Annotated in this window: 20 protein-coding genes; 6 read left to right on the top strand and 14 right to left on the bottom strand. The window is 71.8% G+C overall.

Annotated features, from left to right (window positions below; translation table 11 throughout):
- Window positions 1–31: 31 nt before the first annotated feature.
- From metK to ABZ478_RS27875, 3 genes are all read right to left on the bottom strand, one after another.
- Window positions 32–1,255, bottom strand: a complete 1,224-nt coding sequence (gene metK / locus ABZ478_RS27885) for a methionine adenosyltransferase (protein WP_359553449.1) — start codon at window positions 1,253–1,255, stop codon at window positions 32–34.
- Between the two features lie 91 nt (window positions 1,256–1,346).
- Entirely contained in the window at window positions 1,347–2,747 is a 1,401-nt protein-coding gene (locus tag ABZ478_RS27880) for an aldehyde dehydrogenase family protein (RefSeq protein ID WP_359553448.1), read from the bottom strand.
- Window positions 2,747–3,847, bottom strand: coding sequence for a phenazine antibiotic biosynthesis protein (locus ABZ478_RS27875; RefSeq protein WP_359553447.1), 1,101 nt, complete (start codon window positions 3,845–3,847; stop codon window positions 2,747–2,749). Before ABZ478_RS27875 ends, ABZ478_RS27880 begins: the two co-directional genes overlap by 1 nt.
- Before the next feature lie 205 nt (window positions 3,848–4,052).
- Between ABZ478_RS27875 and ABZ478_RS27870 the strand changes: the two genes are divergently transcribed.
- Entirely contained in the window at window positions 4,053–4,409 is a 357-nt protein-coding gene (locus tag ABZ478_RS27870) for a hypothetical protein (protein WP_359553445.1), read from the top strand.
- A 74-nt stretch (window positions 4,410–4,483) separates the two neighbouring features.
- Here ABZ478_RS27870 and ABZ478_RS27865 read toward each other — a convergent pair whose 3' ends face one another.
- From ABZ478_RS27865 to ABZ478_RS27825, 9 genes are all read right to left on the bottom strand, one after another.
- Window positions 4,484–5,869, bottom strand: a complete 1,386-nt coding sequence (locus ABZ478_RS27865) for an FAD-binding oxidoreductase (RefSeq protein WP_359553443.1) — start codon at window positions 5,867–5,869, stop codon at window positions 4,484–4,486.
- A gap of 68 nt (window positions 5,870–5,937) precedes the next feature.
- A complete protein-coding gene (locus ABZ478_RS27860) occupies window positions 5,938–7,548 on the bottom strand; it encodes an amino acid adenylation domain-containing protein (protein WP_359553442.1) in 1,611 nt (536 codons plus the stop codon).
- 83 nt (window positions 7,549–7,631) lie between these two features.
- Window positions 7,632–8,255, bottom strand: a complete 624-nt coding sequence (gene phzG / locus ABZ478_RS27855) for a phenazine biosynthesis FMN-dependent oxidase PhzG (RefSeq protein WP_359553441.1) — start codon at window positions 8,253–8,255, stop codon at window positions 7,632–7,634.
- A 74-nt stretch (window positions 8,256–8,329) separates the two neighbouring features.
- Window positions 8,330–9,193, bottom strand: a complete 864-nt coding sequence (locus ABZ478_RS27850; RefSeq protein ID WP_359553439.1) for a PhzF family phenazine biosynthesis isomerase — start codon at window positions 9,191–9,193, stop codon at window positions 8,330–8,332.
- Window positions 9,190–11,073 carry an anthranilate synthase family protein gene (locus tag ABZ478_RS27845; protein WP_359553438.1) on the bottom strand — a complete coding sequence of 628 codons (1,884 nt, stop codon included), beginning with the start codon at window positions 11,071–11,073 and terminating at the stop codon, window positions 9,190–9,192. The genes ABZ478_RS27850 and ABZ478_RS27845 overlap by 4 nt, the downstream gene beginning before the upstream one ends.
- A complete protein-coding gene (locus ABZ478_RS27840) occupies window positions 11,070–11,693 on the bottom strand; it encodes an isochorismatase family protein (RefSeq protein WP_359553437.1) in 624 nt (207 codons plus the stop codon). Before ABZ478_RS27840 ends, ABZ478_RS27845 begins: the two co-directional genes overlap by 4 nt.
- 53 nt (window positions 11,694–11,746) lie before the next feature.
- Window positions 11,747–12,922, bottom strand: coding sequence for a 3-deoxy-7-phosphoheptulonate synthase (locus ABZ478_RS27835; RefSeq protein ID WP_359553436.1), 1,176 nt, complete (start codon window positions 12,920–12,922; stop codon window positions 11,747–11,749).
- Window positions 12,923–12,954: 32 nt separating this feature from the next.
- On the bottom strand, window positions 12,955–13,443 hold the full coding sequence (locus ABZ478_RS27830; RefSeq protein WP_359553434.1) for a PhzA/PhzB family protein: 489 nt from the start codon (window positions 13,441–13,443) through the stop codon (window positions 12,955–12,957).
- 345 nt (window positions 13,444–13,788) lie between these two features.
- A complete protein-coding gene (locus ABZ478_RS27825; RefSeq protein ID WP_359553432.1) occupies window positions 13,789–14,499 on the bottom strand; it encodes a response regulator transcription factor in 711 nt (236 codons plus the stop codon).
- 653 nt (window positions 14,500–15,152) lie between these two features.
- On the opposite strand from ABZ478_RS27825, the gene ABZ478_RS27820 reads away from it, so the two are divergent.
- Both ABZ478_RS27820 and ABZ478_RS27815 read left to right on the top strand, forming a co-directional pair.
- Window positions 15,153–16,184, top strand: a complete 1,032-nt coding sequence (locus tag ABZ478_RS27820; RefSeq protein WP_359553430.1) for a ketoacyl-ACP synthase III family protein — start codon at window positions 15,153–15,155, stop codon at window positions 16,182–16,184.
- A gap of 37 nt (window positions 16,185–16,221) precedes the next feature.
- Window positions 16,222–16,503, top strand: a complete 282-nt coding sequence (locus ABZ478_RS27815; protein ID WP_358934606.1) for a phosphopantetheine-binding protein — start codon at window positions 16,222–16,224, stop codon at window positions 16,501–16,503.
- Here the strand turns inward: ABZ478_RS27815 and ABZ478_RS27810 are convergent.
- Both ABZ478_RS27810 and ABZ478_RS27805 read right to left on the bottom strand, forming a co-directional pair.
- Window positions 16,472–18,982 (bottom strand): LuxR family transcriptional regulator, encoded by a 2,511-nt coding sequence (locus ABZ478_RS27810; protein WP_359553428.1) that lies wholly within the window; start codon window positions 18,980–18,982, stop codon window positions 16,472–16,474. The two genes, ABZ478_RS27815 and ABZ478_RS27810, sit on opposite strands and share 32 nt — an antisense overlap.
- Before the next feature lie 61 nt (window positions 18,983–19,043).
- Complete coding sequence (locus ABZ478_RS27805) at window positions 19,044–19,919, bottom strand: methyltransferase domain-containing protein (protein ID WP_359553426.1); 876 nt, start codon at window positions 19,917–19,919, stop codon at window positions 19,044–19,046.
- Between the two features lie 353 nt (window positions 19,920–20,272).
- Here ABZ478_RS27805 and ABZ478_RS27800 point away from each other — a divergent pair, with 353 nt between their 5' ends.
- The 3 genes from ABZ478_RS27800 to ABZ478_RS27790 all read left to right on the top strand — a co-directional run bounded on the left by ABZ478_RS27800 (window position 20,273) and on the right by ABZ478_RS27790 (window position 23,600).
- The gene (locus ABZ478_RS27800; RefSeq protein WP_359553425.1) at window positions 20,273–22,633 is read left to right on the top strand and encodes a PAS domain S-box protein; all 2,361 of its coding nucleotides are present in this window, start codon (window positions 20,273–20,275) and stop codon (window positions 22,631–22,633) included.
- 94 nt (window positions 22,634–22,727) lie between these two features.
- Window positions 22,728–23,015 carry a metal-sensitive transcriptional regulator gene (locus tag ABZ478_RS27795; protein ID WP_358934614.1) on the top strand — a complete coding sequence of 96 codons (288 nt, stop codon included), beginning with the start codon at window positions 22,728–22,730 and terminating at the stop codon, window positions 23,013–23,015.
- A gap of 93 nt (window positions 23,016–23,108) precedes the next feature.
- Complete coding sequence (locus ABZ478_RS27790; protein WP_359553423.1) at window positions 23,109–23,600, top strand: SHOCT domain-containing protein; 492 nt, start codon at window positions 23,109–23,111, stop codon at window positions 23,598–23,600.
- The last annotated feature ends 100 nt before the right edge of the window (window positions 23,601–23,700 follow it).

Raw genomic sequence — 23,700 nt, 5'->3', positions numbered from 1 at the left:
CGTGCTCCCGTCGAGTCTCGTCCGTGTCCCGTCAGAGGCCCACGGACCGGCGCAGCGCGTCGACGCGGTCGGTGCGCTCCCAGGTGAAGTCCGGCAGTTCACGGCCGAAGTGGCCGTAGGCGGCGGTCCGGGCGTAGATCGGGCGGAGCAGGTCGAGGTCGCGGATGATGGCCGCCGGGCGCAGGTCGAAGACCGCCGCGATGGCGTCCTCGATCAGGTTCACGTCCACGGTGTGGGTGCCGAAGGTCTCCACGAACAGGCCCACCGGTTCGGCCTTGCCGATGGCGTACGCGACCTGCACCTCGCAGCGCGCGGCGAGGCCGGCCGCGACCACGTTCTTGGCCACGTACCGCATGGCGTACGCGGCCGAGCGGTCCACCTTCGACGGGTCCTTGCCGGAGAAGGCGCCGCCGCCGTGCCGCGCCATGCCGCCGTACGTGTCGATGATGATCTTCCGGCCGGTCAGGCCCGCGTCGCCCATCGGGCCACCGATCTCGAACCGGCCCGTCGGGTTGACCAGCAGGCGGTAGCCCTCGGTCTCCAGTTTCAGGCCGTCGGCGGCCAGTTGGGCCAGCACGTGCTCGACCACGTGCTCGCGGACGTCGGGCGTCAGCAGGGACTCCAGGTCGATGTCCGGGGCGTGCTGCGTGGAGACCACGACGGTGTCCAGGCGGACCGCCCGGTCGCCGTCGTACTCGACGGTGACCTGGGTCTTGCCGTCGGGACGCAGGTACGCGAGGGTCCCGTCCCTGCGGACCTCGGTCAGCCGCCGCGACAGCCGGTGGGCGAGGTGGATCGGGAGCGGCATCAGTTCGGGCGTCTCGTCGGTGGCGTAGCCGAACATCAGGCCCTGGTCGCCCGCGCCCTGCCGGTCAAGCTCGTCCCCGTCCTCCCGCCGGGGGGCACCCTCGACCCGCTGCTCGTACGCCGTGTCGACGCCCTGCGCGATGTCCGGGGACTGCGCGCCGATGGAGACCTCCACACCGCACGACGCGCCGTCGAAGCCCTTCTGCGAGGAGTCGTAGCCGATCTCCAGGACCTTGGCGCGGATCAGCGCCGGGATGTCGGCGTACGCCCTGGTCGTCACCTCGCCGGCGACATGGACCAGGCCGGTGGTGATCAGGGTCTCCACGGCGACGCGCGAGGTGGGGTCCTGGCGCAGGAGCTCGTCGAGGATGGCGTCGCTGATCTGGTCAGCGATCTTGTCGGGGTGACCTTCGGTCACGGACTCCGAGGTGAAAAGGCGGCGGGACACATCGCTCCCTGGGTTCGCAGCGGCTGCTGACCGGACATTGCTCGGGCCGTCCGGGGCGGACGGTGTGCGTCTGCGCTCTCGGCTCCCTGCTTCAGACGCGGACGACGGTCTTGCTTCGCATCAGGAACTCGCCCAGGTAGCCGTCGTGCGGCAGACCGGGACGGTGCCAGTGGGTGGCGTGGCTGCCGATGTGCACGTTGCTGATCGTCGGTTCGTCGATCAGCGCCTGCACGAGGTCCTCGTCCTCGGTGACGGCGGTGAGGACCAGGGTGTCGCGCAGTGCCTCGGCACCGTCCGCACGGCTCCACGGCGCCACCCACACGCAAGGGAAGGGGACTTCGGCGGAGAGCTGGGGAGCGCCGGCGGAGTCGACCTGGTGGACGGCCGGGCGCAGGACGGCGCTGCCGTCACCGAGTTCGTCGACGAACCCGGTGCCGCCGAGCCAGGCGCGGGTGCCCTGGGCCCGGTCCAGCACGAACTTCTCCAGCGCCCGCGCCGCCTTGGTGTTCTGCACGGGCAGGACGGCCTTCTCGTCGTGCGGCGGCAGGCTGGGCAGCGCGGCCAGCCGCTCGGCGATCGCGCCCGCGAGCGGGGCGGGGTCGCCCTCGACCAGTACGGCGGTGGCATTGACGCAGCCGCTGCCGGCGTGCCGGGCGACCGAGTCGACGATCATGTCGAGGTGATCGCGCCAGTCGGTGTCGGCGGTCAGGAGGATCTTCGAGCGGCCGGGCTGCAGGGAGAGCACGCCGGGGTCGTCGGCGTACCGCCGGATGATCTCGTCGCCGCCGTAGGCGAGGTCGGCGCTCCGCACGATGGCGTCGGCCGCCTCGTGGCCGCAGGGCAGCAGGACGACGTGGTCGCCGCCGAACCCGGCCTCCCGCAGGGCGAGGACCAGGCGGTGCGCGGTGAACGGCTCGCGGACGGCGGGGCGGACGGCGATCCGGTAGCCGAGAGCCAGCGCCTCCGGCCAGAACCCGTGCGTGCCGGGGTGGTTGCCGGGCACGTGGACGGCCATGACCTCGCCGCGCCGCGTCCACACGGCCTCGGAGGTGCGCACCAGCGGGTCGCGCCAGTCGGGTACGGCTCCGGTGGGCCGGGCGAGCTGGACGCTGCGGTAGGAGTTCGCGACGCGGTCGGCGCAGGTGACGGTCGCGATCCGGACGACCTCGATCGGCAGGCCGCAGACGCGGCTGACGGCCGTCTCGTACTCGCGGACCGTCATCCCGCCCAGGGTCGCCGTGCGGAACAGCTCGGCGGCGCGGGCCAGGGCGCCCGCCCGCTCGGCTGCGGGCAGCGGCGTCGCGGCGTGCAGGGCCTTCATCGCCCGGTTGACGTAGAGCGCGGGCACGAGGCTCAGCTCGGCCATGACCGCCCCGGTCACGTCGGTGACCTCCTGGCGGCTGTGGGCGCGGTACGGCCCGGCCGGGCCGAGTGCGTCCAGTACGGGCACCCCGGCGTCCGGTGCGTCCGGCCGCCCCGGCTCGGCGGACATCAGTAGACCCCCTCGATGACGGCCTCGTCCTCGAAGCGGGCGACCGGGGCGATGCCGGCGGCCGAGTCACCCGTCCGGCCCTCGGGCGCCGGCACCCTGATCGCGGTGTCGCGCTCGAGGTTGTTGGGCAGCAGCAGGGCCTTGCTGACGTGGTGCATGACGACCTGGCCGCGCTCCCCGTGGGCGACGGGTTCGCGGGTGGCGGGGTCCACGACCTGGAAGGTGATGTACGGCGAGAACGTGTCGAACACGCAGGGCTCGCCCAGCGGGGTGCCGTGGCGCTGGCCGGCGATGCCCAGGATCATCGTGCTGCCGTAGTGCCCGTAGAGGGTCGTGCCGGGGAAGATGTCGGTCCGGTAGAGGGCCTCCGTGTCGGGGTCCATCTGGGTGCCGCCCCACCGGATGGCCTTCACCTTCCGGTTGACCAGCTCGACGAGTTCCTCGCGCTGGGCGATGCGCTCCAGCAGCGGCGGGGTGACCGTCATGACGCCGATGTCCTGGGTGCGCAGGATGAACGCGGCCTGGTCGATGACGTGTTCGGCGTACGCGTCCGCCTGGCCGCCCTTGCCCTCCGAGATCAGGCGCTTGACCCAGCGGGGGTCGAGGTCGATCTGGAAGGCGTAGCGGCCGTGGGTACGGGCCGAGCGCCGGAAGATCTCACCGACGACGTGGGGTCCGGACGGGGTGATGCCCAGCCAGTCGACGCCGCGCGGGAAGCCGTGCACGTCGAGGTTGGCGTTGCTCCAGCCGACCAGCTTCCGCAGCCAGTCCTCCGTGCAGACCACCCGCTTGGGCGCGCCGGTGGTGCCGCCGCTCTCGAAGACGCCCACGACGTCCGCGTGTTCGCCGTAGCCGCGCGGCACCAGGTCCGCCGCCGGCACGTCCCGCAGCTCGTTCGCCACATTGGGGAAGAGGGCCAGGTCGGAATGGCTCTTGACGTCCGACAGGGGGTTGAAGTCCAGGGACTCCGCCCGCTTCAGCCAGAACGGCGATCCGGTCTCCGGGCTGAAGTGCCACTCCATCGCCGCCCGGACCAGCTCGTCGGGGTCCGGATCCGCGTCGTGCGGCAGGTCCAGGATCGACAGATCGGTTGGCGCCACTCGTCCTCCAATGTCAGCAGCCGGCATGGCGGGGGCCGGACGGTCCGTGTCGTGCGGGTCCCGCGCCGGCCGTGGCCGATATCCCTCATTCGATCACCGCCCCGCGGCCCCCGCCTGAGTAATCACTACTCAATTCGCCATCGCGGCACGGTCTTTGTTTGAGCAGCCCGCGACGGGTGGGGTTCCGCGCCCCTAGACTGAGGGAATGAAGGCAATGATTGCGTGGTGGGACCTCACCGAATCACGGCAGACCGCGGGAACTCTGCGCGATTTCATTCGCGAGGAGTCGAAGCACTGGACGGACATACCGGGTCTGCTGCTGAAGACATGGCTCTCGGACCCGTCGACCGGCCGGTGGGGAGCCCTTCTGCTGTGGGAGTCGGAGGAAGCCGCCCGGGCCGCCGAGCTGCCCCGCAGCCCTGCCGAACTCATCGGGTATCCGGTGGACTTCCGGGCGTGGTTCGACGTGGAGGCGACCATCGAGGGCCCGCATTCCCTGGATTCCCTGGGCAATCTCGGCCCCGCCCTGGCCGGGCTCGGCCGTACGGATTCCGCGGCATAGGAAATGCCTGAGCGGCGCCCCGGGAATTCGGGGCGCCGCACACCGTGAACGGCTTGTTCCGCGGTTTTTTCCGTTCAGCCCGCGGGCTCGATGTTCCGGTTGAGGCGGAACATGTTGGCGGGGTCGATTTCCTTCTTCAGCGCGGCCAGTCGGCGGTGATCGGCCGGCTCCCAGAAATCCGTGGCCGGTGCCGCCGGGGGCCCGTCCGCGCACCCTCCGTACACGAGGCTCTGGAACCGGCCGCCGACGGACTCCGCCGCGAGCGCCCCCAGCACCTTGCCGGCGATGGCCCGCGCCTCGTCCGGCCCCGCGCCCATCAGGGGCGTCAGCACGCGCAGCAGGTACCGGGCGGAGCGGTGCCCCACCGCGTTGGGCACCTGGGCGGGCCGGCCGAGGGCCCCGCCCAGATGGCGGACGTCGAGCACACACGGCACGGCGGCACCCGGTCCCACCAGATCCGTCACCTCGGCCGCCTGGTCCGGGCCGAAGGCGCGCAGCAGGACGTTGTCGCCCTGGTAGGCGTGCGGCTGCGGCGGGTCGTCGTAGATCGCGCCGCACTCGGTGTAGGGCATCTCCGCGACGGTGTCCGACAGACGGGGGCCGAGGGCCCGCAGCGGGGCGAGCAGCCGCTCACCGTCGCGGGAGTCGCCGGTGTACGCGACGCGCACGTGGGCCGCGAACCGGCCGCGCAGCACGGCCGGGAAGAACGGCAGGTCAGGGTAGTCGAGCAGGGAGACCGAGGACGTCAGCTCCTCGGGGAGCGTTTCGGTCCAGCGGAGGTAGTCGGCGAGCAGGCCCGGGGTGCGGGCGAGGTCGAAGACCAGCTCTCCCCCGTACAGTCGGCTGACCGGGACGAGGTCGATCTCCATGCCGGTGACCACGCCGAAGTTCGCGCCGGCGCCGCGCAGGGCCCAGAACAACTCGGGGTCGCTGTCCGCGGTGACCCGCCGCGACCGGGCGTCGGCGGTGACGAGGTCGATGGACCTGACCCGGTCCGCCGCGTACCCGAACTCTCTTCCCAGCAGCCCCAGTCCACCGCCCAGGACGTACCCCGTCACCCCCACACCGGGCGCCGAGCCGTTGAGCGGGGCCAGGCCGTGGCGGGACGCGGCGTCGATGACGGCGGCGAAACGCGTGCCCGCCCCGATCCGTGCCGTGCGGGCCGCGGCGTCGACCTCGACCCGGGTGAGCCGCGCGGTGCTGATGAGCACGCCCCCGTCCGTGGCGACCGAGAGGCCGTGCCCGGTCGCCTGGACCGCCACCGGAAGGTCCCGCTCGGCGGCGTACGTCACGGCGGCCGCCACGTCGTCGGCCCCGGCGGCGCGGACGAGTACGGAGGGCCGGTGCCGGTAGGCGGTCTGGAAGCCCGCGCACCGGGCGGCGAACCCGTCGTCACCCGGCAGCAGCACCTCACCGCGCACGCGGTCTCGCAGGGCTGCGATCGCGGCAGCGTGGTTCATCTGCGGCGTTCCTCTCTGATCGGACACGTTCTGATCGGACACGTTGACGGAGGGCCTCGACGACCCGCTCACAGAAGGACCGGCTCCAGTTCCCCGGACTCGACCCGCCGGCGCAGCGCCTTGCGGTCGACCTTGCCGTTGTCGTTCAGCGGAAAGGCGTCCAGCAGGTGGTAGGTGAGGGGGATCATGTACGGGGGCAGCGTCCGGCGCAGTTCCTCGTCCACGTCGTAGACGTCGATGCCGTCGCCCGCGAGGATGCCGGCCAGCACCGTCACGCCCTCCTCGTCCCCCGGGACGGGCACGACCACGGCCTGGTCGACGCGCTCCTGGCGGAGCAGGTGCGCCTCCACTTCGCCCGTCTCGATGCGGTGGCCCAGGATCTTGACCTGGGTGTCCAGCCGGCCCACGTAGCCGTACTCGCCGCTCACCAGCCGGCGCACGAGGTCGCCGGTGCGGTACCAGCGGTGGTCGGGGCCGAACGCGGACGAAAGAACGTGGAAGGCGCTCCTGGTCTGCTCGGGTGCGTTCAGGTAGCCCTCGAAGACCTGGCGACCGGTGAGGCAGAGTTCGCCGGTCTCACCGTCCGGAACGGGGCTGCCGTCCTCGGCCAGTACGGCGGCGGCCATGCCCGGGTAGGGGGAACCGATCGAGACGACCCCGTTGACCACACCGGCCGGGGACGTCCTCGGATCCCAGCGGTGCACCAGGCAGGCGATGGTCGCCTCCGTCGGCCCGTACAGGTTCTCCACCACGGATCCGGGCGCCGCTTCCTGCCAGGCCTGCGCGGTGGCCGCCGGCAGCGCCTCCCCGCAGAACAGGCTCCACCGCAGCGACGGCAGGCGGCCCGGCTCCAGTGCGCCGCGGCGGTGCTGGAGCACCGCCACCGACGGGACCGAGAACCAGACGGTGATGTCGTTGTCGCGCACGAAGTCCAGCGGGGTCATCAGGTCGTAGGTGTCCATCGGCACCAGGCATCCGCCGCTTCCCCAGGCCATGAACAGATCGAAGACCGACAGGTCGAAGGTCTGGTCGAAGGTGTTGGTGAACCGGTCGTGCTCCGTGAACCGGTACCGCTCGGTGTTGGCGGACAGGAACGCGGCCGCGTTGGCGTGCGAGATCGGCACGCCCTTGGGAAGGCCCGTGGTGCCGGACGTGAACAGCAGATAGGCACCGTCCCCGGGAGCGACGGCCACGGGCTCGGCCGGCTGGACGCGGTCCGCCAGATCACCGCGGGTGAGGGTGCGGACCGTCGCGGGGAGCGTGCCGGGCGCCTCGTCGCTCTCCGGCAGCACCACGGCGGGGGCGTCGGCCAGGCCGTCGAGGAGCGGGCCGAGATGTGCGTGGGAGCCCGCGTCGGCCAGCAGGGCGTCGGCCTCCGCGCGCTCCAGGATGTCCCTGTTGCGCGCGACGGGATACTTCTTGTTCAGCGGGACCACGGTCGCGCCCGCGTACAGCGCGGCCAGGAATCCCGCGTAGGTGACGATGCTGCGGTGGCCGAGGATGGCGACGCGCCCCGGCCGCCCGCCCGGCCGCGTGAGCGCCCCGGCCCACAGGCGGGCGATGCCGTCCAGTTCCCGGTAGGTCCACGTCCGTCCGTGCAGGGACAGGGCGGGGTTCTCCGGGACGCGCCGGACCGAGGCCAGGAATCCGGAGTGGAGGAGGGAGGCGGCTGACTGCATGGTGTACTCGCGTTCCGCTTCGACGGGTTCGACGGGTTCGACGGGTTCGGCTTGGACGGGTGGTGCGGTGCGTGGGTGCCGGGTCAGGGCTGCAGGCGCCCGACGCGCCAGCCGTCGCCGGTACGGTCGTAACGCAGCCTCTCGTGCAGCCGGTCGGTGCCGTTGGCCCAGAACTCCACTCCCTCGAAGCGCAGTTCGTAGCCGGCGAAGCCCGCCGGGCGGGGCAGCGGCGCCCCGCTCTCCCCCAGTTCCAGGGCTCGCCGGCGCAGCTCCTCGACCTCGTCGAGTCCGCCGATCGGCTCGCTCTGCCGGGAGGCGGTCGTCATGGCGTGGGTGAACACGGGGCGGGCGTGCCACAGGGCGTCGGTCCGCGCGTCGGAAAGCTTGACCGCGGTCCCGTCGACGACGATCTGCTGGCTGGTCTCGCGCCAGTACAGGACACCCGACGCCCATGGGTTGACCGCCAGTTCGCGGCCCTTGCGGCTTCCCTCGTGCGTGATGAACACGAGTCCGTCGTCCGTCACCTCGTTGATCACCACGATGCGGGTCGAGGGCCGGCCGGCCGCGTCCGCGGTGGCCAGTGCCAGCGCCCGCGGCTCGCGGATCCGGTGGTGCGCCGCGTCGGCGAGCCACGTCCTGAGCAGGCCCATGGGCTCGGCGGGCGGCTCCGCGTACTCGGGGAAGGAGACCTCGACGGTCCCGCTCATGCTTTCCGACCTGGTGCTGTTCATGAGTCCTTCCGGTGTGCCGGCCACGGGGGGATGAGCTGCGCGCGCACGCGTCACAGGCGGAGCGCTCCCTCTAGCGCGATGACCCCGTCACCGCCGACCTCGACGCGGGTGATCTGCTCCCCGCCGCCCTCGGCGAGGGCGTGCATGGGCGAGGGCCGGCCCATTTCCACGCCCTGGGTGATGACGATCCGCTGCCCGTACTCGATCAGGCCGTGCCGGGCCAGGTGGATGGCGATGGGGCCGGCCGCGGAGCCCGTGGCCGCGTCCTCCACGACGCCGTACGCGGGTGAGAACATCCGGCTGCGCCACCGCGTGCCGGAACCGGCGAAGCAGTTGGCCGCCATGTCCTCGAACGCGCCGAGCGCGCGGTGGTCGGGGCGGAGCGCGGACAGCTCCGCGACGCTGCTCAGCCCGACCAGGACGTGCCGGGGCCCGTTGCGGTAGATCTCCACCGGCAGCGCGGTGTCCCGCACCCCGAGCGCGGCCAGCAGTTCCTCGCGGCGGTCGAAGGGCTCCCACTCCGGTATGGGCTGCTGCATCCAGGCGGAGGTGACCGTGCCGTCCGCACGGACCAGCTCGAAGGGGATGACGCCCTTGGCCGTCTCCAGCTTGAGCTGGTCCAGCGGGCCGCGGTTGCCGATCGCGATGGCGGTGCCGAGGAGCGGGTGCCCCGCGAAGGGCAGTTCGTTGACCGGGGTGAAGATCCGCACGCGGGCGTCGCCGCCCTGCTCGGGGGCGAGGACGAAGGTGGTCTCGGAGAGGTTCATCTCCCGTGCCACCGCCTGCATCTGATTGACCGTCAGGTCGTCCGCGTCGAAGTAGACGGCGACCGGGTTGCCTTTCAGTACCTCGGTCGCGAAGGCGTCGACGACCACGTAGGGGTGCATGGAGATCTCCCGCTGTTCTTTCGTCATGGGGTGAAAACGTCCTGAAGGGCGGCGGCCAGGATGCGCGGGCCGTTCTGGGTGAGCACGGACTCGGCGTGGAACTGCATGGACATGAAGTGCGGTCCGCGCAGCCCGTGGACCTCGCCCGTCACCGGGTCCCGGCTGACCTCGACCACGCCGACGCCCTCGACCGCGCGCTTGTCGTCGTCGCTCACCACGGCGAAGGCGTTGTAGAAGCCCACCCGCTCGACGGCCCCGAAGTAGTCGATCTCCCGCTGCAGTCCCTGGTTGGGAACGGGCAGCCGGGACACGTCCAGGCCGAGCGCGAGACCGAGCACCTGGTGGCTCAGGCACACCGCGAGAAAGGGCCGGCGTTCGGCGAGCAGGGTGCGCACGGCGGTGTGGAGGTGGCCGATCCGGGGGTGGGCCGTGTCACGGGGATTGCCGGGTCCGGGGCCCATCACGACGAGGTCGTGGTCCTCGAAGGCGTACTCCTCGTCGAACCGGCGCACCGCGACGTCCAGGCCGAGGGCGCGCAGCTGGCCGGCGATCATGGACGTGAAGGTGTCCTCCGCGTCGACGACCAGGACGCGCCGGCCGGCGAGCCGGGGGTGCTCCCGCGGTCCGTCCCCGCCGCCGTCCAGCCAGAAACCGGCGATGGAGTCGTTGCGCCGCTCCAGGGCGCCGCGCACCTCGGGGTGGTCGGCGAAGCCCCCGGTCCCGCCGGATTCCAGCGCGCTCACCAGGGCGGCCGCCTTGGCCCGGGTCTCGGCGGCCTCGCGGACGGGGTCGGAGTGCCGCACCAGAGTGGCACCGACACCGATCTCGACACGGCCGGACGCGTCCATCTCCGCGGTGCGGATGAGGATCGCGGAGTCCATCGCCCGGTCGCCGTTCTCGTCCCGTCCCACGAGCGCGGCGACGCCGCTGTAGTAACCGCGCTCCGTGGGCTCGTACGCGTCGATGATCCGGCAGGCGCTCTCCAGCGGGGAGCCGGTCACCGTCGGGGCGAACATGGTCTCGCGCAGGATGTCCCGCACGTCGTGCCCGGTGCGGCCCTCGATGAAGTACTCGGTGTGCGCGAGGCGGGCCATCTCCTTGAGGTACGGCCCCTTGACCCGGCCTCCCGCCTCGCAGATCCGGGCCATCATCTTGAGTTCCTCGTCGACCACCATGTACAGCTCGTCGGCCTCCTTGCGGTCGGCGAGGAAGTCCATGACGCCCGGCAGGGTGGGGCCGGACGGCGGGTAGCGGTAGGTGCCGCTGATCGGGTTCATCACGGCCGTGCCGGCGTCGAGGCTGACGTGCCGCTCGGGCGAGGCGCCGACGAGGGTGCGCTCCCCCGTGTGGATCAGGAACGTCCAGTAGGCGCCGACCTCGCGCTGGAGGAGCCGGGAGAAGAACGACAGGGCGCTGCCGGGCCGGTAGTCGGTGATGGTGGCGACGAAGGACCGTTTGATGACGAAGTTGGCCCCCTCGCCCGTGCCGATCACCTCGTCGACGACCCTGCGGACGAGTCGCTGGTAGGTCTCGTCGTCCACGTCGAAGTGGGCGTCCGCGAGCTCGGTCGGCACCTGGGGGATGCGGCGCAGGGCGTCCGCCAGCAGGACCCGTTCCTGCCCGGTCACGCTGAGCGCGACGAGGGGCGAGCCGTCGTCGGCCGCCACGAAGCCGCGCTCGGCGATCTGACGGTACGGCACGACCGCCAGGACCTCGTGGTGGGCGCCGGCCGGCCGGGCCGGGGCGTCCGGGAGCGGGATCTCCGCGAGCGTCGCGGGGGTGGTGACGTCGCCGACCAGCACGTCGAGACCGCCGCGGCCGCCGGCCTCCGGCCGGTGCAGCAGGGCGAAGGCGCCGGCGCGGCCGGACAGTACGTGGTCGAGCAGGTCGCCGGTCGCGCCGGTCATGCGAAGACCTCCTTGGCGGTGACGACCATCGCGCAGCGCCCGGCGGCGTACTCGAGTGCCATCCGGTGGTGGCTCTCGTCGAAGTCGGCGACGGCGTCGGCGACCAGGAACGGCTGGATGTCGTTCGTGAAGGCCTCGACCGCCGTCATCAGGACGCCGATGTGGGCGTAGACGCCGCACAGGATCAGCTGGTCGCGGCCGGCCTCCCGCATCCGTTCCAGGAGCGAGGAGTTGTGGAAGGCGCTGTAGCGCCACTTCGTCAGCCGCCAGTCGCCCTCGCGCGGAGCCAGATCGTCGGCGACGTCGCGGTCCGTGGGATCGCGCCGCATGCCGGCGCCCCAGAAGTCGGCCAGCAGACCGCGCTCCTGCTGGGTCATGCTGCCGGGCTGGGCGGTGTACGCCACGGGGACGCCGAGGGCGGCGGCGCGGTCGCGCAGGGCCGTCGCGTTGCTGATCAGCGGGCCGCGGACGCCGTCCGGGAAGGGTGCCAGGAAGAAGTGCTGCATGTCGTGGACGAGCAGCACGGCACGGTCGGCGTCGGCGGTCCACTGGGCGGTGTTGGCGGGCAAGGTGTCCGCCGTCGGCAACACATAGGGCTCGATGGGAGGAATCCCGGCCATGACTGCCTTTCGATGTCCGGCTTGACTCGGAGGGAGCGGGGTTCGACGCGTGGTCAGACGTTCCAGGTGGACACGACGGAGACGGCCTGCCGCGCGTTGAGCCGCGGATCGCAGAACGTCGTGTACTTGTCGCCGACACGGCCGAGGTCCGCCTGGCACGAGACGCACTCGGTCACGTCGGTGGGGGTGGTCTCCAGGTGCAGCCCGCCGCCCACGCCCCCGGCGCCGGTGACGGCCTCCTGGAACCGCCGGACCTCGTCCACGACCGTCTCGACATGGCGGGTCTTGTTGCCGTCCGGCGCCGTGACGGTGTTGCCGTGCATGGGATCGGTCAGCCAGACGACCGGGTGGCCGGCCTCGCGCACCGCCTCGACCAGCCGGGGAAGCCGCTGAGAGACGCGTTCCGCGCCCATCCGGGAGATGAGCGTCAGCCGTCCGGGGTCGCGGCCGGGATCGAGGCGTTCGCACAGCGCCACCAGCTCGGCGGGGTCCATCGAGGGACCCACCTTGCAGGCCACGGGGTTGCTCACCTTGGCGAGCAGCGCCACGTGCGCTCCGTCCAGTTGGCGGGTGCGCTCACCGATCCAGGGCCAGTGCGTGGAGCCGAGGAACAGCCTGCCGTCCTCGGCCGTGCGCACCATGGAGAGCTCGTAGTCGAGCAGCAGTGCCTCGTGGCTGGCCCACACCGACGGCCCGAGGGGGTCGTGCGGCGACACCTCCCGCTGCCAGCCCAGATGCTTCATGATCTCGTCCGCCGCCATGTGACAGGTGAGCATGCGCAGCGGGTCGGCGCGCCTGGCCTCGGGGTCCGGTTCCGGCCCGTTGACCATGTGGCCCCGGAACACGGGCAGCAGGGCGGAGCCCACCGGCTCCGCCGTGCCGGAGCGGGGCTTGGCGAACTGGCCCGCGATCCGGCCGACCCTGATGACGGGCTTGAGCGCGTTCATGCGCAGTGTTCCGGCGAGCAGGTCGAGGAGCGCCGCCTTGCGGGAGACGTCCGCGGCGGAGCACTCGGCGGGGTCCTCCGCACAGTCGCCGGCCTGGATCACCACGGCCTCGCCGGCCGCGACCCGGGCCAGCGCCGCGCGCAGCACCTCCAGGTCACGGGCGCGTACGAGCGCCGGCCTGGCCGCCAGCATGTCCCCCACCCGCTCGGCCTGGGCCAGGTCGGGCCATTCGGGCTGCTGCAGTGCCTTTCGGACGCGGATGTCGCGCACGACTTCATCCATGGGATCCTCCTCTGCGGCGGAGCGACGGCCGGTCAGGTGGGTATGCCGGCGCGCTTGATCTCAGGGACGGGAATGCCGAGGGAGCGCAGCTGCTCGAACGGGTTCATGAACTCCCGCTGCAGCTTGATCCGGCCGTTCTCCAGCTCGAACGAATGCAGGAAGTGGTTCTCGTACCAGCCCTCGGGGTAGTCCGCGAAGCGGATCTTGCCGCGGCCGTCGCACTCCACCCAGAAGCGGTTCGGGTCCTGGGTCTCGAAGATCTGGATGTTGTACCACTCCCAGTCCGGGAAGGTCTTCAGCGACCACACCGCGTGCTCGCCGAGCCGGTCCCGGCCGCGGATGGCGATCGGGGCCCCGGTGTCCGTGGTCCACAGACCGCCGACGCCGTCTTCCGTGAAGAGCAGGTGGCGCTCGAGGCGGGCCGGGCCGAGGGCGGCCATGTACTTCTCCACCGTCGCGCGGTTGAGGCGGCGCAGTTCGGCTTCGTCGGTGCGGACGTTGCTCTGGGCGGATTCAGCCATGGAAGAACTCCAAAGGGTGCGCTGACGGTCGTTTTCCTGCGGGAGAGGGTGAAGGCGCCAGGGCGGTCGACCGGTACGGGAGGACACGGGTGGGGCTCGCTGACGCGCCACTGATACTGCCCGGTGGCCTGGACGCGTTCAAGGAAAGGACACTCAACTCGGCGTCAGAGTCAGTGCACGTTCCTCAGACGGCTTGCGGTCTTCGTCAGAGGAGTGTCAACTCCCTTGCTAACAAAGTGAGTTGTGCCTGGCGTAGGCGCACGCGAAGCGGCCCCCGGGACCGTGTCCCGGGGGCCGCTTCGCTGGTGGGCGGCCGTGGCGGCCGCCGGGTGGAGGTGACGGGGTTCAGGCGCAGCCGAGCTGGAAGCCGACGCCGCGGACGTTGCGGATCCACTCACTGCTGCCGAGTTTGCCCCTCAGGCTGCTGATGTGCGTGTCGATGGTGCGCCGGGACCAGACGTCGCCCCAGACGGTCTGCATGATCGTCTTTCGCGAGACCACGGTGTCGGGCTGGAGCGCCAGCAGGTACAGCAGGTCGAACTCCTTGCGGGTGACGTCGATCAGCCGGCCGTGCAGGCGCACCCGGCGGGCGGCCGCGTCGATGCACAGGGGGCCCCTGACGATCAGCGACGGATCGGTGGACGAGATCCGGACGCGGCGCATGACCGCTTCCATGCGCGCCAGCAGCTCCTGGAAGCCGTAGGGCTTGACGACGTAGTCGTCGGCACCCGCCTGCAGTCCGAGGACCCGGTCGAGTTCCGTGCCCCGGGCGGTCACGGCGATGACCGCCGTGTCGCCCGCGGCGCGGATCTGCCGGCACACTTCCAGCCCGTCCAGGTCGGGCAGTTCCAGGTCCAGCAGGACCAGGTCGGCCTCACCGTAGCCGTCGAGGGCCGCGATGCCGCCGGACACCCGGTCCACGTGGTGCCCGTGCCGTGCGAGTCTCCTCATCAGGGGCTCGGCGTCCTCGTCGTCGTTCTCCACGACGAGGACGCGCCAGACGGCCGCCGCACCGCGATGCTGCGGCCGCGGTCCCGGCGCTTCCGCGGAGGCCAAGGACGCTTGGTGACGGCTCATCAGGTCAGAACGGGCGGCCACGGTCCCCCCTTCCGACGGTCCGCGCGGCGGGCCGGGCCCCCGCGGGTGCGTGTGCGCGCGAAGTTCTTCCCGGACTCTCGCCGAGCCCGGATAAACCGCGCACACCTGGTCGACCAAATGCCAAGCACATACTCTCCCCCGTACCACAAACCGGAATAGTGCAGGCCTTGGCCTTCCCGCCCGAGGCGGACGAAAAGGCCTGGAATTCCGGGCGAAACCTTCTCCGTCGGACCCGAATCGGGCCCGATCGAGATGCCTCCCCGGCAAGGCGGTGAGGGAACCTCGACTCCATGGCCATCTTACACAGCGGTAGCTGACGTTCCATCAGATTGCACGCCGAACCGTTAAGCGCGGATAAAGCCGAAGCCGGCTCGCGGTGAAATCACCGGCCGGCGGCACCGCCTCGGCCGGACGAAAGTGGCGCGAAATCGCCGTCCGGTTCCCTGTTCCGCACGGCTCGCGGAGCCCGCCCGCGCAGGGTCCCGTCGTCCGCCGGGGAACTGAGTAGCGGTTACTCAGGCGCCGGGCCGCGGACCGTGGTCGTCTTGGGACGGCGCAGCACACCTCGGCCGCGCAGCATCCGCATCGGTGCGCATCGGAAGGGAACCACGATGAAGTTTGAGGACGTCTACCTGTCGGGCCTGGGCACGTTCGTGCCCGGCCTGGTCACGACAGAGCGGGCCGTGGAGTCCGGCTGGTACGGCGCGGACGTCCGCGAGGCCTCGCAGCTCGAGTCCGTCGCCGTCTCCGATTCACTGTCGGCCCCCGAAATGGCCGTACTGGCCGCCAAGGAGGCGATCCAGCGGTCGGGACACGCGAAAGAGGATTTCGGCGCGCTGTTCCACAGCTCCGCCTACCACCAGGGCCCCGACGGCTGGTCCCCGGCCCACTACATTCTCAACAACACTCTGAACACCCCGATAACGGCGCTGGAAGTCAAGCAGGGCTGCCAGGGAATGCTTTCCTCCCTTGCCATTTCCGCGCACCGGCTCGCCTGCGACACACGCAAGTCGGCGGTTCTGCTCACCGCGGCGGACAATTACTCGACTCCGCTGGTCGACCGCTGGACCACGTCCCGTCTTTCCATCTTCGGTGACGGCGCGGCGGCCGCGGTCGTCTCGCGCACCGGCGGTATCGCCCGGCTGCTGTCCGTCGGCACGTATTCCGCCCCCGGTATGGAGGCACTCCACCGCGGCAGCGAGCCGATCTTCCCGCCGGCGGTGACCCTCGGCAGGGCGCTGGACTACGAGGCCCGGGTCAGGTTCTGGATGGAGGAGTGGGCCAAGGGCAACACTCCCCCCATGGAGCACCCGGGCGAGGTGCTGCAGAAGGCCCTCGACGAGGCGCTTGAGGACGCCGGCATCACCGCCGCCGACATCAAGCGGGTGTGCCACCCGAGCGCCACCATGGACGCCCTGCGCGACCAGTTCCTCGACCCGATCGGCTTCACCGTCGACAGCGGGATCTGGGAGCACACCAGCAAGGTCGGCCACATCAGCGCCGCCGATGTCTTCATCGGTCTGGAGCACCTGTGGAGCACCCGTCAGGTCGGTCCGGGCGACAAGGTGATGCTCTTCACCGGGAGCCCCGGCTTCGAGGCCGGCGTGGCGATCCTGGAGATCGTCGCCGAAGCCGCCGAATGACCCACCACATCAGGCCGGAAAGGAAGACCCCACCACCATGAGCGACAGCGGCAACCGGACGGACGTCACGGCCCCGGCCGCCCTCACGGGCGAGGAACTGCGCGCGGCCCTGGCCGAACTGATCGGCGTCAGCCCGTCCGAGATCGAGGACGACGCCAATCTCATCCAACTGGGCCTGGAATCACTGCAGATGATGCGGCTGGTCACCAAGTGGCGCCGCGCGGGCCTCGCCGTCGCCTTCGGGGACCTGACCGGCACCCCGACGTTCGCCGCGTGGAACGAGCGGATCACGCGGGAACTGGCCAGGACCGACGGTTGACCGGTGCGGGCTGCCCCATGCCCAGCACGGGAGCGAGCTGCGTCCTGGCGGTGACGCCGAGCTTGCCGTACGCACGGTAGAGGTGGTTCTCCACCGTGCGTACGGAGAGCACGAGCCGGTCGGCGATCTCCTGGTTGGAGAGCCGGCACACCGCGAGGGTCACCACCTCTCGCTCCCGGGCGGTCAGTTCGGTCCCGGCACCCGCTTCCCGGCGGTCCGCGGGCACGGCCCACGCCGGCGGCTCGGCGCCGCCACGGGCGGCGAGCCCGGCGCCGGCGGCCTGCGCCGCCCGGGCGCCGCGGCGGTCGCCGGACGCCTGACGGACGTGGGCCGCCTGCGCCGCGGCCTCCGCGGCCAGCGGCAGCAGCCCCAGGCCACCGAACCGCCGGGCGACCTCCTCGAGTGCGTTCCCGTCCGGCTCCGCGAGCGCGAACACGTGCCTGAGCACCACCTGGCCGGCCGTCGGCGCGCCGAGGCCCGCGGTGGTCCAGATCGCGGCGGCCCGGGGCGCCTCGCCCGCCCTGGCCGCGAGGTGCAGGGCGGCCAGCGCCTGGGCCCGCCGGCCGGCGGACAGCGCCCGTTCGGCGACGTCGCACGCCTGGCCGGCCGCCGCCGCGCGGTCGCCGAGGTATGCCGTCACCAGCGCCGCCTCCAGTTCCACGGCATCCGCCATCAGCGGGTACGCGCACTCCTCCCGCTGTGCTTCGCGGGCCTCCGCGAGCAGCGACGCGGCCTCGGGGGCGTCCCCCGACTCGGCCACCGCCCCGGCGAGCCGGGCCAGGCGCAGCGAGCGGGTGCTGAGCCAGTCGGCGGTCCCGCGGTGCGCGGCCGCCTGCCGGAGCAGCTCGACCGCCTCGGCCGGGCGGCCCTCGGCGCGCAGCACGCGCGCCGCGAGGAGACGGGCGTAGGTGCCGGCGCGCGGGCCGCCGCTCACGGCCAGCTCGCGCAGTTCCTCCAGCACCGCCCCGGCCTCGGCCGGGCCCCTGGCCGCGACGGTGACGCATCCGCCGACGTAGAGGTGCTCCAGGCGTGCCGACCCGCTCCGGCCCGCCAGGGCCGGCCGGGCGGCCGCCAGCGCGGCCAGGGCGCTGTCGTCGTCGCCCGACTCGTGGCAGACCAGGGCGAGCAGCGCTTCGGCCCCCACCGCCGTCGCGGCCAGCCGACGTGCCTCGCCGATCCGGTCCTTGAGCAGCCGCACGGTGGCCCGCGCCGCCCGATCCGTCCCGGCGACCGCCTCCGCCTCGGCGAGCCGCCCCAGGCCGAGAGCCATGTTGAGGGCTCGCGGGCGCGGCACCGCGGCGGACCGGGGGGCCCGCGCGAAGCAGGCCTCGGCCTCCACGTGACGGGCCTGGCCCGCCAGGGCCTCGCCGAGGACGAGCGCCGTGTCGGCGTCGGCCCCGGCGGTCAGCGCCGCGCGGCTCAGCCGCTCGGCGAGCGGGTGGTCCTCGCCGCGAAGGGCGTCGACGGCGGCCTCGCGCAGCCTCGCGGGCTCGGGCAGCGTGCCGCTGCCCAGGCCGAGGCGGGCGAGGCGGGCGGCGTCGTGGTGCCGGCGGGCACCGGTGCCCCTGATCGCGTCGGCGATCTCCTGCCGGAGCCGACGGGCCGTCAGCTCGGGCAGGGTCGCCGCGACGACGACCGCGCAGAGGGGGTGCGCGAGTCTCAGGGAGAGCCGGTACCGGGCGTGCTCGGCGACGAGGACGCCACGGCGGTTCAGGGACTCCGCCGCCTCTCCCAGCGCCTCGACGACGGGCAGCCCGGCCTCCAGCGGCCCGCCGAGCGCCAGCAGGTTCACCAGCTCGCGCTCGTCCGCGTCCAGGTCGCCCAGGAGCAGGTCGCACAGGTCGGTCAGCCGGCTGTCGGGCACACCCGGCAGGCCGGGCCAGTGCCAGCGGCCCCGGACCCGGCGCAGGGTTCCGGCGACCAGGGCCTGGTCGGCGAGTTCGCGCAGGACGAGGGCGTTTCCGCGGGTCAGTTCCCAGAAGCGCTCCGCCGTGTCGACGGCCACCGGGCCGCCGAGCCGGGCACCGAGCACGCGCACGGTGCCCGAGCGGTCGAGGGCGTCGACGGCGAGCCGCCGCAGGCGCTTGTCGATGAGCAGGCGGCGCAGGGCCCTGGGCAGGGCGGCGCCGGGCTGGGCGGTGGCCAGCAGCAGCGCCCGGCCGCTGTCCACCAGCCGGCACACCAGCGCCAGCGTCACCGGATCGACCCTGTGCACGTCGTCCATGGCCACGATGACCCGGCGGCGCGCGGCCCGCGGCCGCGCGTCGCCGTGCAGCTGGTCGCGCACGGCGTCCCCGCGCACCACCCGCGCCCCACCGCGCTCGGCCCGCTCCAGCGCGGCGTTCAGCAGGGTGGTCTTCCCCACCCCCTGATCACCGACCAGCAGCGCACCGGTCCCGGCGGCCGCCCATTCCCTGATTTCCGCGAGTTCCGCCTCCCTCGCGGTGACCGGCCAATCGCCTTCGACCCCTGCTGCCACTTCTCCCCCATACGGACCGCGGTCGTCGCGCTCGATATCGCGAATTACCAAAAGGCCGGCATCAGGCCTTCGGGGCGCTCGCCCGCATGTAGACGATCGGCACCGGAACGGTGATCACGCCGTTCTCGTCCCGCAGCGTGTCCAGTCGCCGGGAAACCTCGGCGATCACCTGCCGGCGCTCGTCCTCCTCGATTCGCTCCCACATTCCGCGCATTCCAGTGGTGTAAGTGAATTCGACCCACTGCTCGCCCGACTTCACGACGACGGGCAGTTCCTCCTCCACCACCTCGATGTCGACGAATCCGGCGTCCGCCAGCGTCTTCTCGATCGAGTCGGCCGTGATGAGCCAGTTCGCGCCGGCGTTGGCGAACTGCGAGTCGTAGGCACCGCTCTGCTTCAGCGACTGCAGCATGTAGGGCATCAGCAGCTCGTTGACGATCTCCGGGAAGAGCGCCCACTTGCCGCGCGCGGTCGAGAAGAACGACGGCGCGGCCGTCGCGAACCGGCCGCCCGGGCGCAGCAACTCGAAGTAGGGGCGCACGTCGTCGGGGCCCTTGACCCAGATGAAGAGGCTGCAGCTGCCGATCACGGCGTCGAACCGGCCCGCGTCGAACTCGGGCCGCTGTCCGTTCATGACCCGCAGACCGACCTGGGCCAGACCGAACTCGGCCGCGTCCGCCTGCGCGTACTTGACCATCTCCTCGGAGATGTCGATGCCGATCACCTCGCCGCTCGCGCCGACGGCGGCGGCGGCCGGGAAGAGCGCGGCCCCGCGGCCGGCCCCGACGTCGAGCACGGACGCCCCGGCGGGTATTCCGGAGAACTCGACGAGACGGCGGCCTATGGGACGGAAGAACTCCACGCCGCTCTGGTCATAGGCCTTCGCTGCTTTGTTGAAAAGATTGTACATTTCTTCGGTGTTCTCTACGGTTCCCATGCGAGTCTCCAAAGTTCATGGGGCCGGCACCATGGCCACCCACCGCATTTTCCGGGCAATATCAACATAATTTCAGCCACCCTGTCCAATACAAAGGCATACTCTCAGCCATCAGGAATCGTTATGGCGTCGCGCGCCGCGTATCCGGAATTAATAAATCCGGCTGAGGCGTCGGCACGTCCCCGCCGGTGCCGTGCCGCCGGGCCGGTGAGTGAACGGACGTGGACGCGGAGTGATCAGCTTGTTGATCAAGGGCGACAGGTTCGGGCGGTGTGGTGTCACTAAGCGACATGTCGGCGCGTGGCCGCGCGGACTGCACTGGAATGGCCCGTCTCAATGCCTGGGGGGCGATGATGACGATCAGTGAGCCGACCGCGGCACGACCACCGGACTCCGCCGGTCCGGTGCCGCAGCGGACGTGCCGGTGCGGCGGCGCACCGGACGGGGCGGCGGGTCCGGGGGCCGCCGAGGAGAAGTTCCGAGGGCTGCTGGAGGCGGCGCCGGACGCGATGGTCATCGTGGACGACCAGGGCATGATCCGCCTCGTCAACGCCCAGACCGAAGCCCTCTTCGGCTACCGCCGCGAGGAACTCCTCGGCCACCCCGTCGAACTCCTCGTCCCCGGACGCTTCCGCGCCCACCACACCGAACACCGCAACGCCTACACCCACAACCAGCAGGTCCGCCCCATGGGCGCCGGACTCGACCTCTACGGACTGCGCAAGGACGGCACCGAGTTCCCCGTCGAGATCAGCCTCAGCCCGCTCGAGACCGCCGACGGCCTCCTCGTCTCCGCCGCCGTACGCGACGTCAGCGAACGCAAGGCCGCCGAGGAAAGGTTCCGGGGGCTGCTGGAGGCGGCGCCGGACGCGATGGTCATCGTGGACGACAAGGGCATGATCCGCCTCGTCAACGCCCAGACCGAAGCCCTCTTCGGCTACCGCCGCGAGGAACTCCTCGGCCACCCCGTCGAACTCCTCGTCCCCGGACGCTTCCGCGCCCACCACACCGAACACCGCAACGCCTACACCCACAACCAGCAGGTCCGCCCCATGGGCGCCGGACTCGACCTCTACGGACTGCGCAAGGACGGCACCGAGTTCCCCGTCGAGATCAGCCTCAGCCCGCTCGAGACCGCCGACGGCCTCCTCGTCTCCGCCGCCGTACGCGACGTCAGCGAACGCAAGGCCGCCGAGGAACGCATCAACGAACTCGCCGCGCTGGTCGAGTCCTCGCAGGACGCCATCCTCGCCAAGACCCTCGACGGTCACATCACGTACTGGAACGCCGCGGCCCAGCGGCTCTACGGGTTCACGGCGGACGAGGTGCTGGGGCGGCACGTGGCCCTGCTGGCGCCGCCCGAGCGCGGGGACGAGATCACGGCGCTCCTGAAGCGGCTGCGGCGGGGCGAGAAGGTCGAGCACTTCGAGACGCTGCGGGTCACCCGCTCCGGGAACCTGCTGGACGTGGACGTCACCCTGTGGCCGACCCGGGGCCGCAACGGCAGGGTCGTCGGGGCGTGCGCGATCGTCCGGGACATCAGCGACCGCAAGCGCGCCGAGGCCGAACTGACGGAACTGTACGAGCAGCAGCGGCACATCGCGCTCACGCTGCAGCGCAGCCTCATGGGCACGCCGCCCGCGATCCCCGGCCTCGCCACCGCCAGCCGCTACCTTCCGGCGACCCAGGGCGCCGGCGTGGGCGGCGACTGGTTCGACCTGATCCCGCTGGGCGCCGGCCGGGTGGGGGTGCTGATCGGCGACGTCATGGGCCGTGGCCTCGAAGCCGCCGCCGTCATGGGCCAACTACGTTCGGCCGCACACGCGTTGGCCAAGACCGGAGTGCAGCCGCGGCAGCTCATGCAGACCCTGGAGAGCGTCGTCGCCGACCTCGACGTCCCGGACCAGCTGGTCACCTGCTGCTACCTGGTGATCGCCGCCGACACCGGGGAGGTGACGATGTGCTCCGCCGGTCACCTGCCGGTCCTCGTCACCGCGCCCGGCCGGAACGCCCAGGTGCTCCCGGCACCCGTGAACGCCCCCCTCGGGGTCGGCGGTGTGATCTACGAGCAGCGCTGCACCACCGTCGCGCCCGGCGCCACCCTCGTGCTCTACACGGACGGGCTGATCGAGACGCCGGGGGCCGACATCGAGGACCAGCTCGGCGAGCTGATCGCCACGCTGGACGGACTGCCGGACACGCCGCCCGACCTGGAGGCCGCCGCGGACCACGTCCTGTCCACGCTGCTCCCCGACGCGGACGGACACGACGACGTCACGCTGCTGCTGACCCAGCTGCCCGCGGCTCCGCTGGCCACGGTCGCGACGGATCTGCCCGCCGCCGCCGAGTCCGTCCGCACCGGCCGCGACTTCCTGGGCAAGGCACTCGTGGCCTGGGACTGCGCGGGCGCGGCGGACGACGCGCTCCTGCTGCTCTCCGAGATCCTCACCAACGCCGTGCGGCACGCCCAGGGACCGATCGGGGTGTATGTGTGCCGCACGGACACCGCCCTGACCGTGGAGATCAGCGACCGCGGACTGCATCTGCCCCAGCCCCGGCTCGCGACGGAGGACGACGAGTCCGGCCGCGGTCTGCTGCTCGTCCGCGCGCTCGCCGACGACTGGGGCGTACGTCCGACCGACGAGGGCAAGACGACCTGGTTCAGCCTCGAGCTCCGGGGACCGGTCCCGGACTCCGGTGACACACCGGAATGACGGGGGCGGCCGTCGCTGTTGTGCTCACCGGTGGTCGACGGTGTCCCGAACCGGGACGTACAGTACCCCTAGGGGTATTTCTCGAGGAGTGATCGTGGAACTGGATCTCGCGGGTGCGGAACTCAAGTCCGTCCTGAACCGTCTGCGCCGAGCGCAGGGTCAGATCTCGGGCGTGATCCGCATGATCGAGGAGGGCCGGGACTGCGAGGAGGTCGTCACGCAGCTGGCCGCCGCGTCCCGGGCGCTGGACCGGGCGGGTTTCGCGATCATCGCCACCGGCCTGCAGAAGTGCATCACCGACATGGAGGCGGGCCGCAAGAACGGCGAGGACCCCGAGCAGATGCGGACGCGGCTGGAGAAGCTCTTCCTCTCGCTGGCCTGAGCGGCGCCCGCCGGGCGGGGCTTCCCGTACAACCTCTTGATCGCGCCGGAGGTCTGGTGGTCACCAGTACCCGTACCTCCGGAGAGCCCGCACGTGACCACCGCCAAGAGACGCGCCCGACTCGCCCTGACCCTTGCCGGTCTGCTCATCGCCGTCATCGGGCTGATCATCTACGCCGACGCCGACAGCGACAGTGACGTGGCCGACCAGGCCGCCATCCACGCCTCCGCCGCCGACTGGGCCGACGCCCTCGGTTACGAGGCCTCCCAGTCCGCCAAGGACGAGAGGTTCGAGGCCGAGCAGGCCAAGCGCATCGCCGAGGAGGACAAGACCTTCGGTCTGGTCATCGCCGGTATCGGCATCGCGGTGTTCGCCGCGCGCTGGGCGGTCAGGCCGGCGCCGGCCGCGTCCGCCGCGCCGGCGCACGCCCTGTCGGCCGTGCCGCCCGCGCCGGTGCCCGCGCCCGCCCCGGCTCCCCCGGCCTCGGTCGCCGACGAGCTGGCCAAGCTGGCCGCGCTCCGCGACCGGGGCGTCCTCAGCGACTCCGAGTTCGAGCGGCAGAAGCGGCAGCTCCTCGACGGATGACGCTAAGACGTCATCTCATTTGGCTGAGTAGGCTGCTGGCTGTGGTGGGGATTGTTGAGCGGCTGGTGCCGGATGAGTTGTGGGAGCTGTTTCAGCGGGT

Origin of the sequence: Streptomyces sp. NPDC005706 (assembly GCF_040631045.1) — a bacterium.
Taxonomy (GTDB): domain Bacteria; phylum Actinomycetota; class Actinomycetes; order Streptomycetales; family Streptomycetaceae; genus Streptomyces.
The sequence above is the reverse complement of the archived record's forward strand: the minus strand, read 5'-3'. Positions and strand labels throughout refer to the sequence as shown.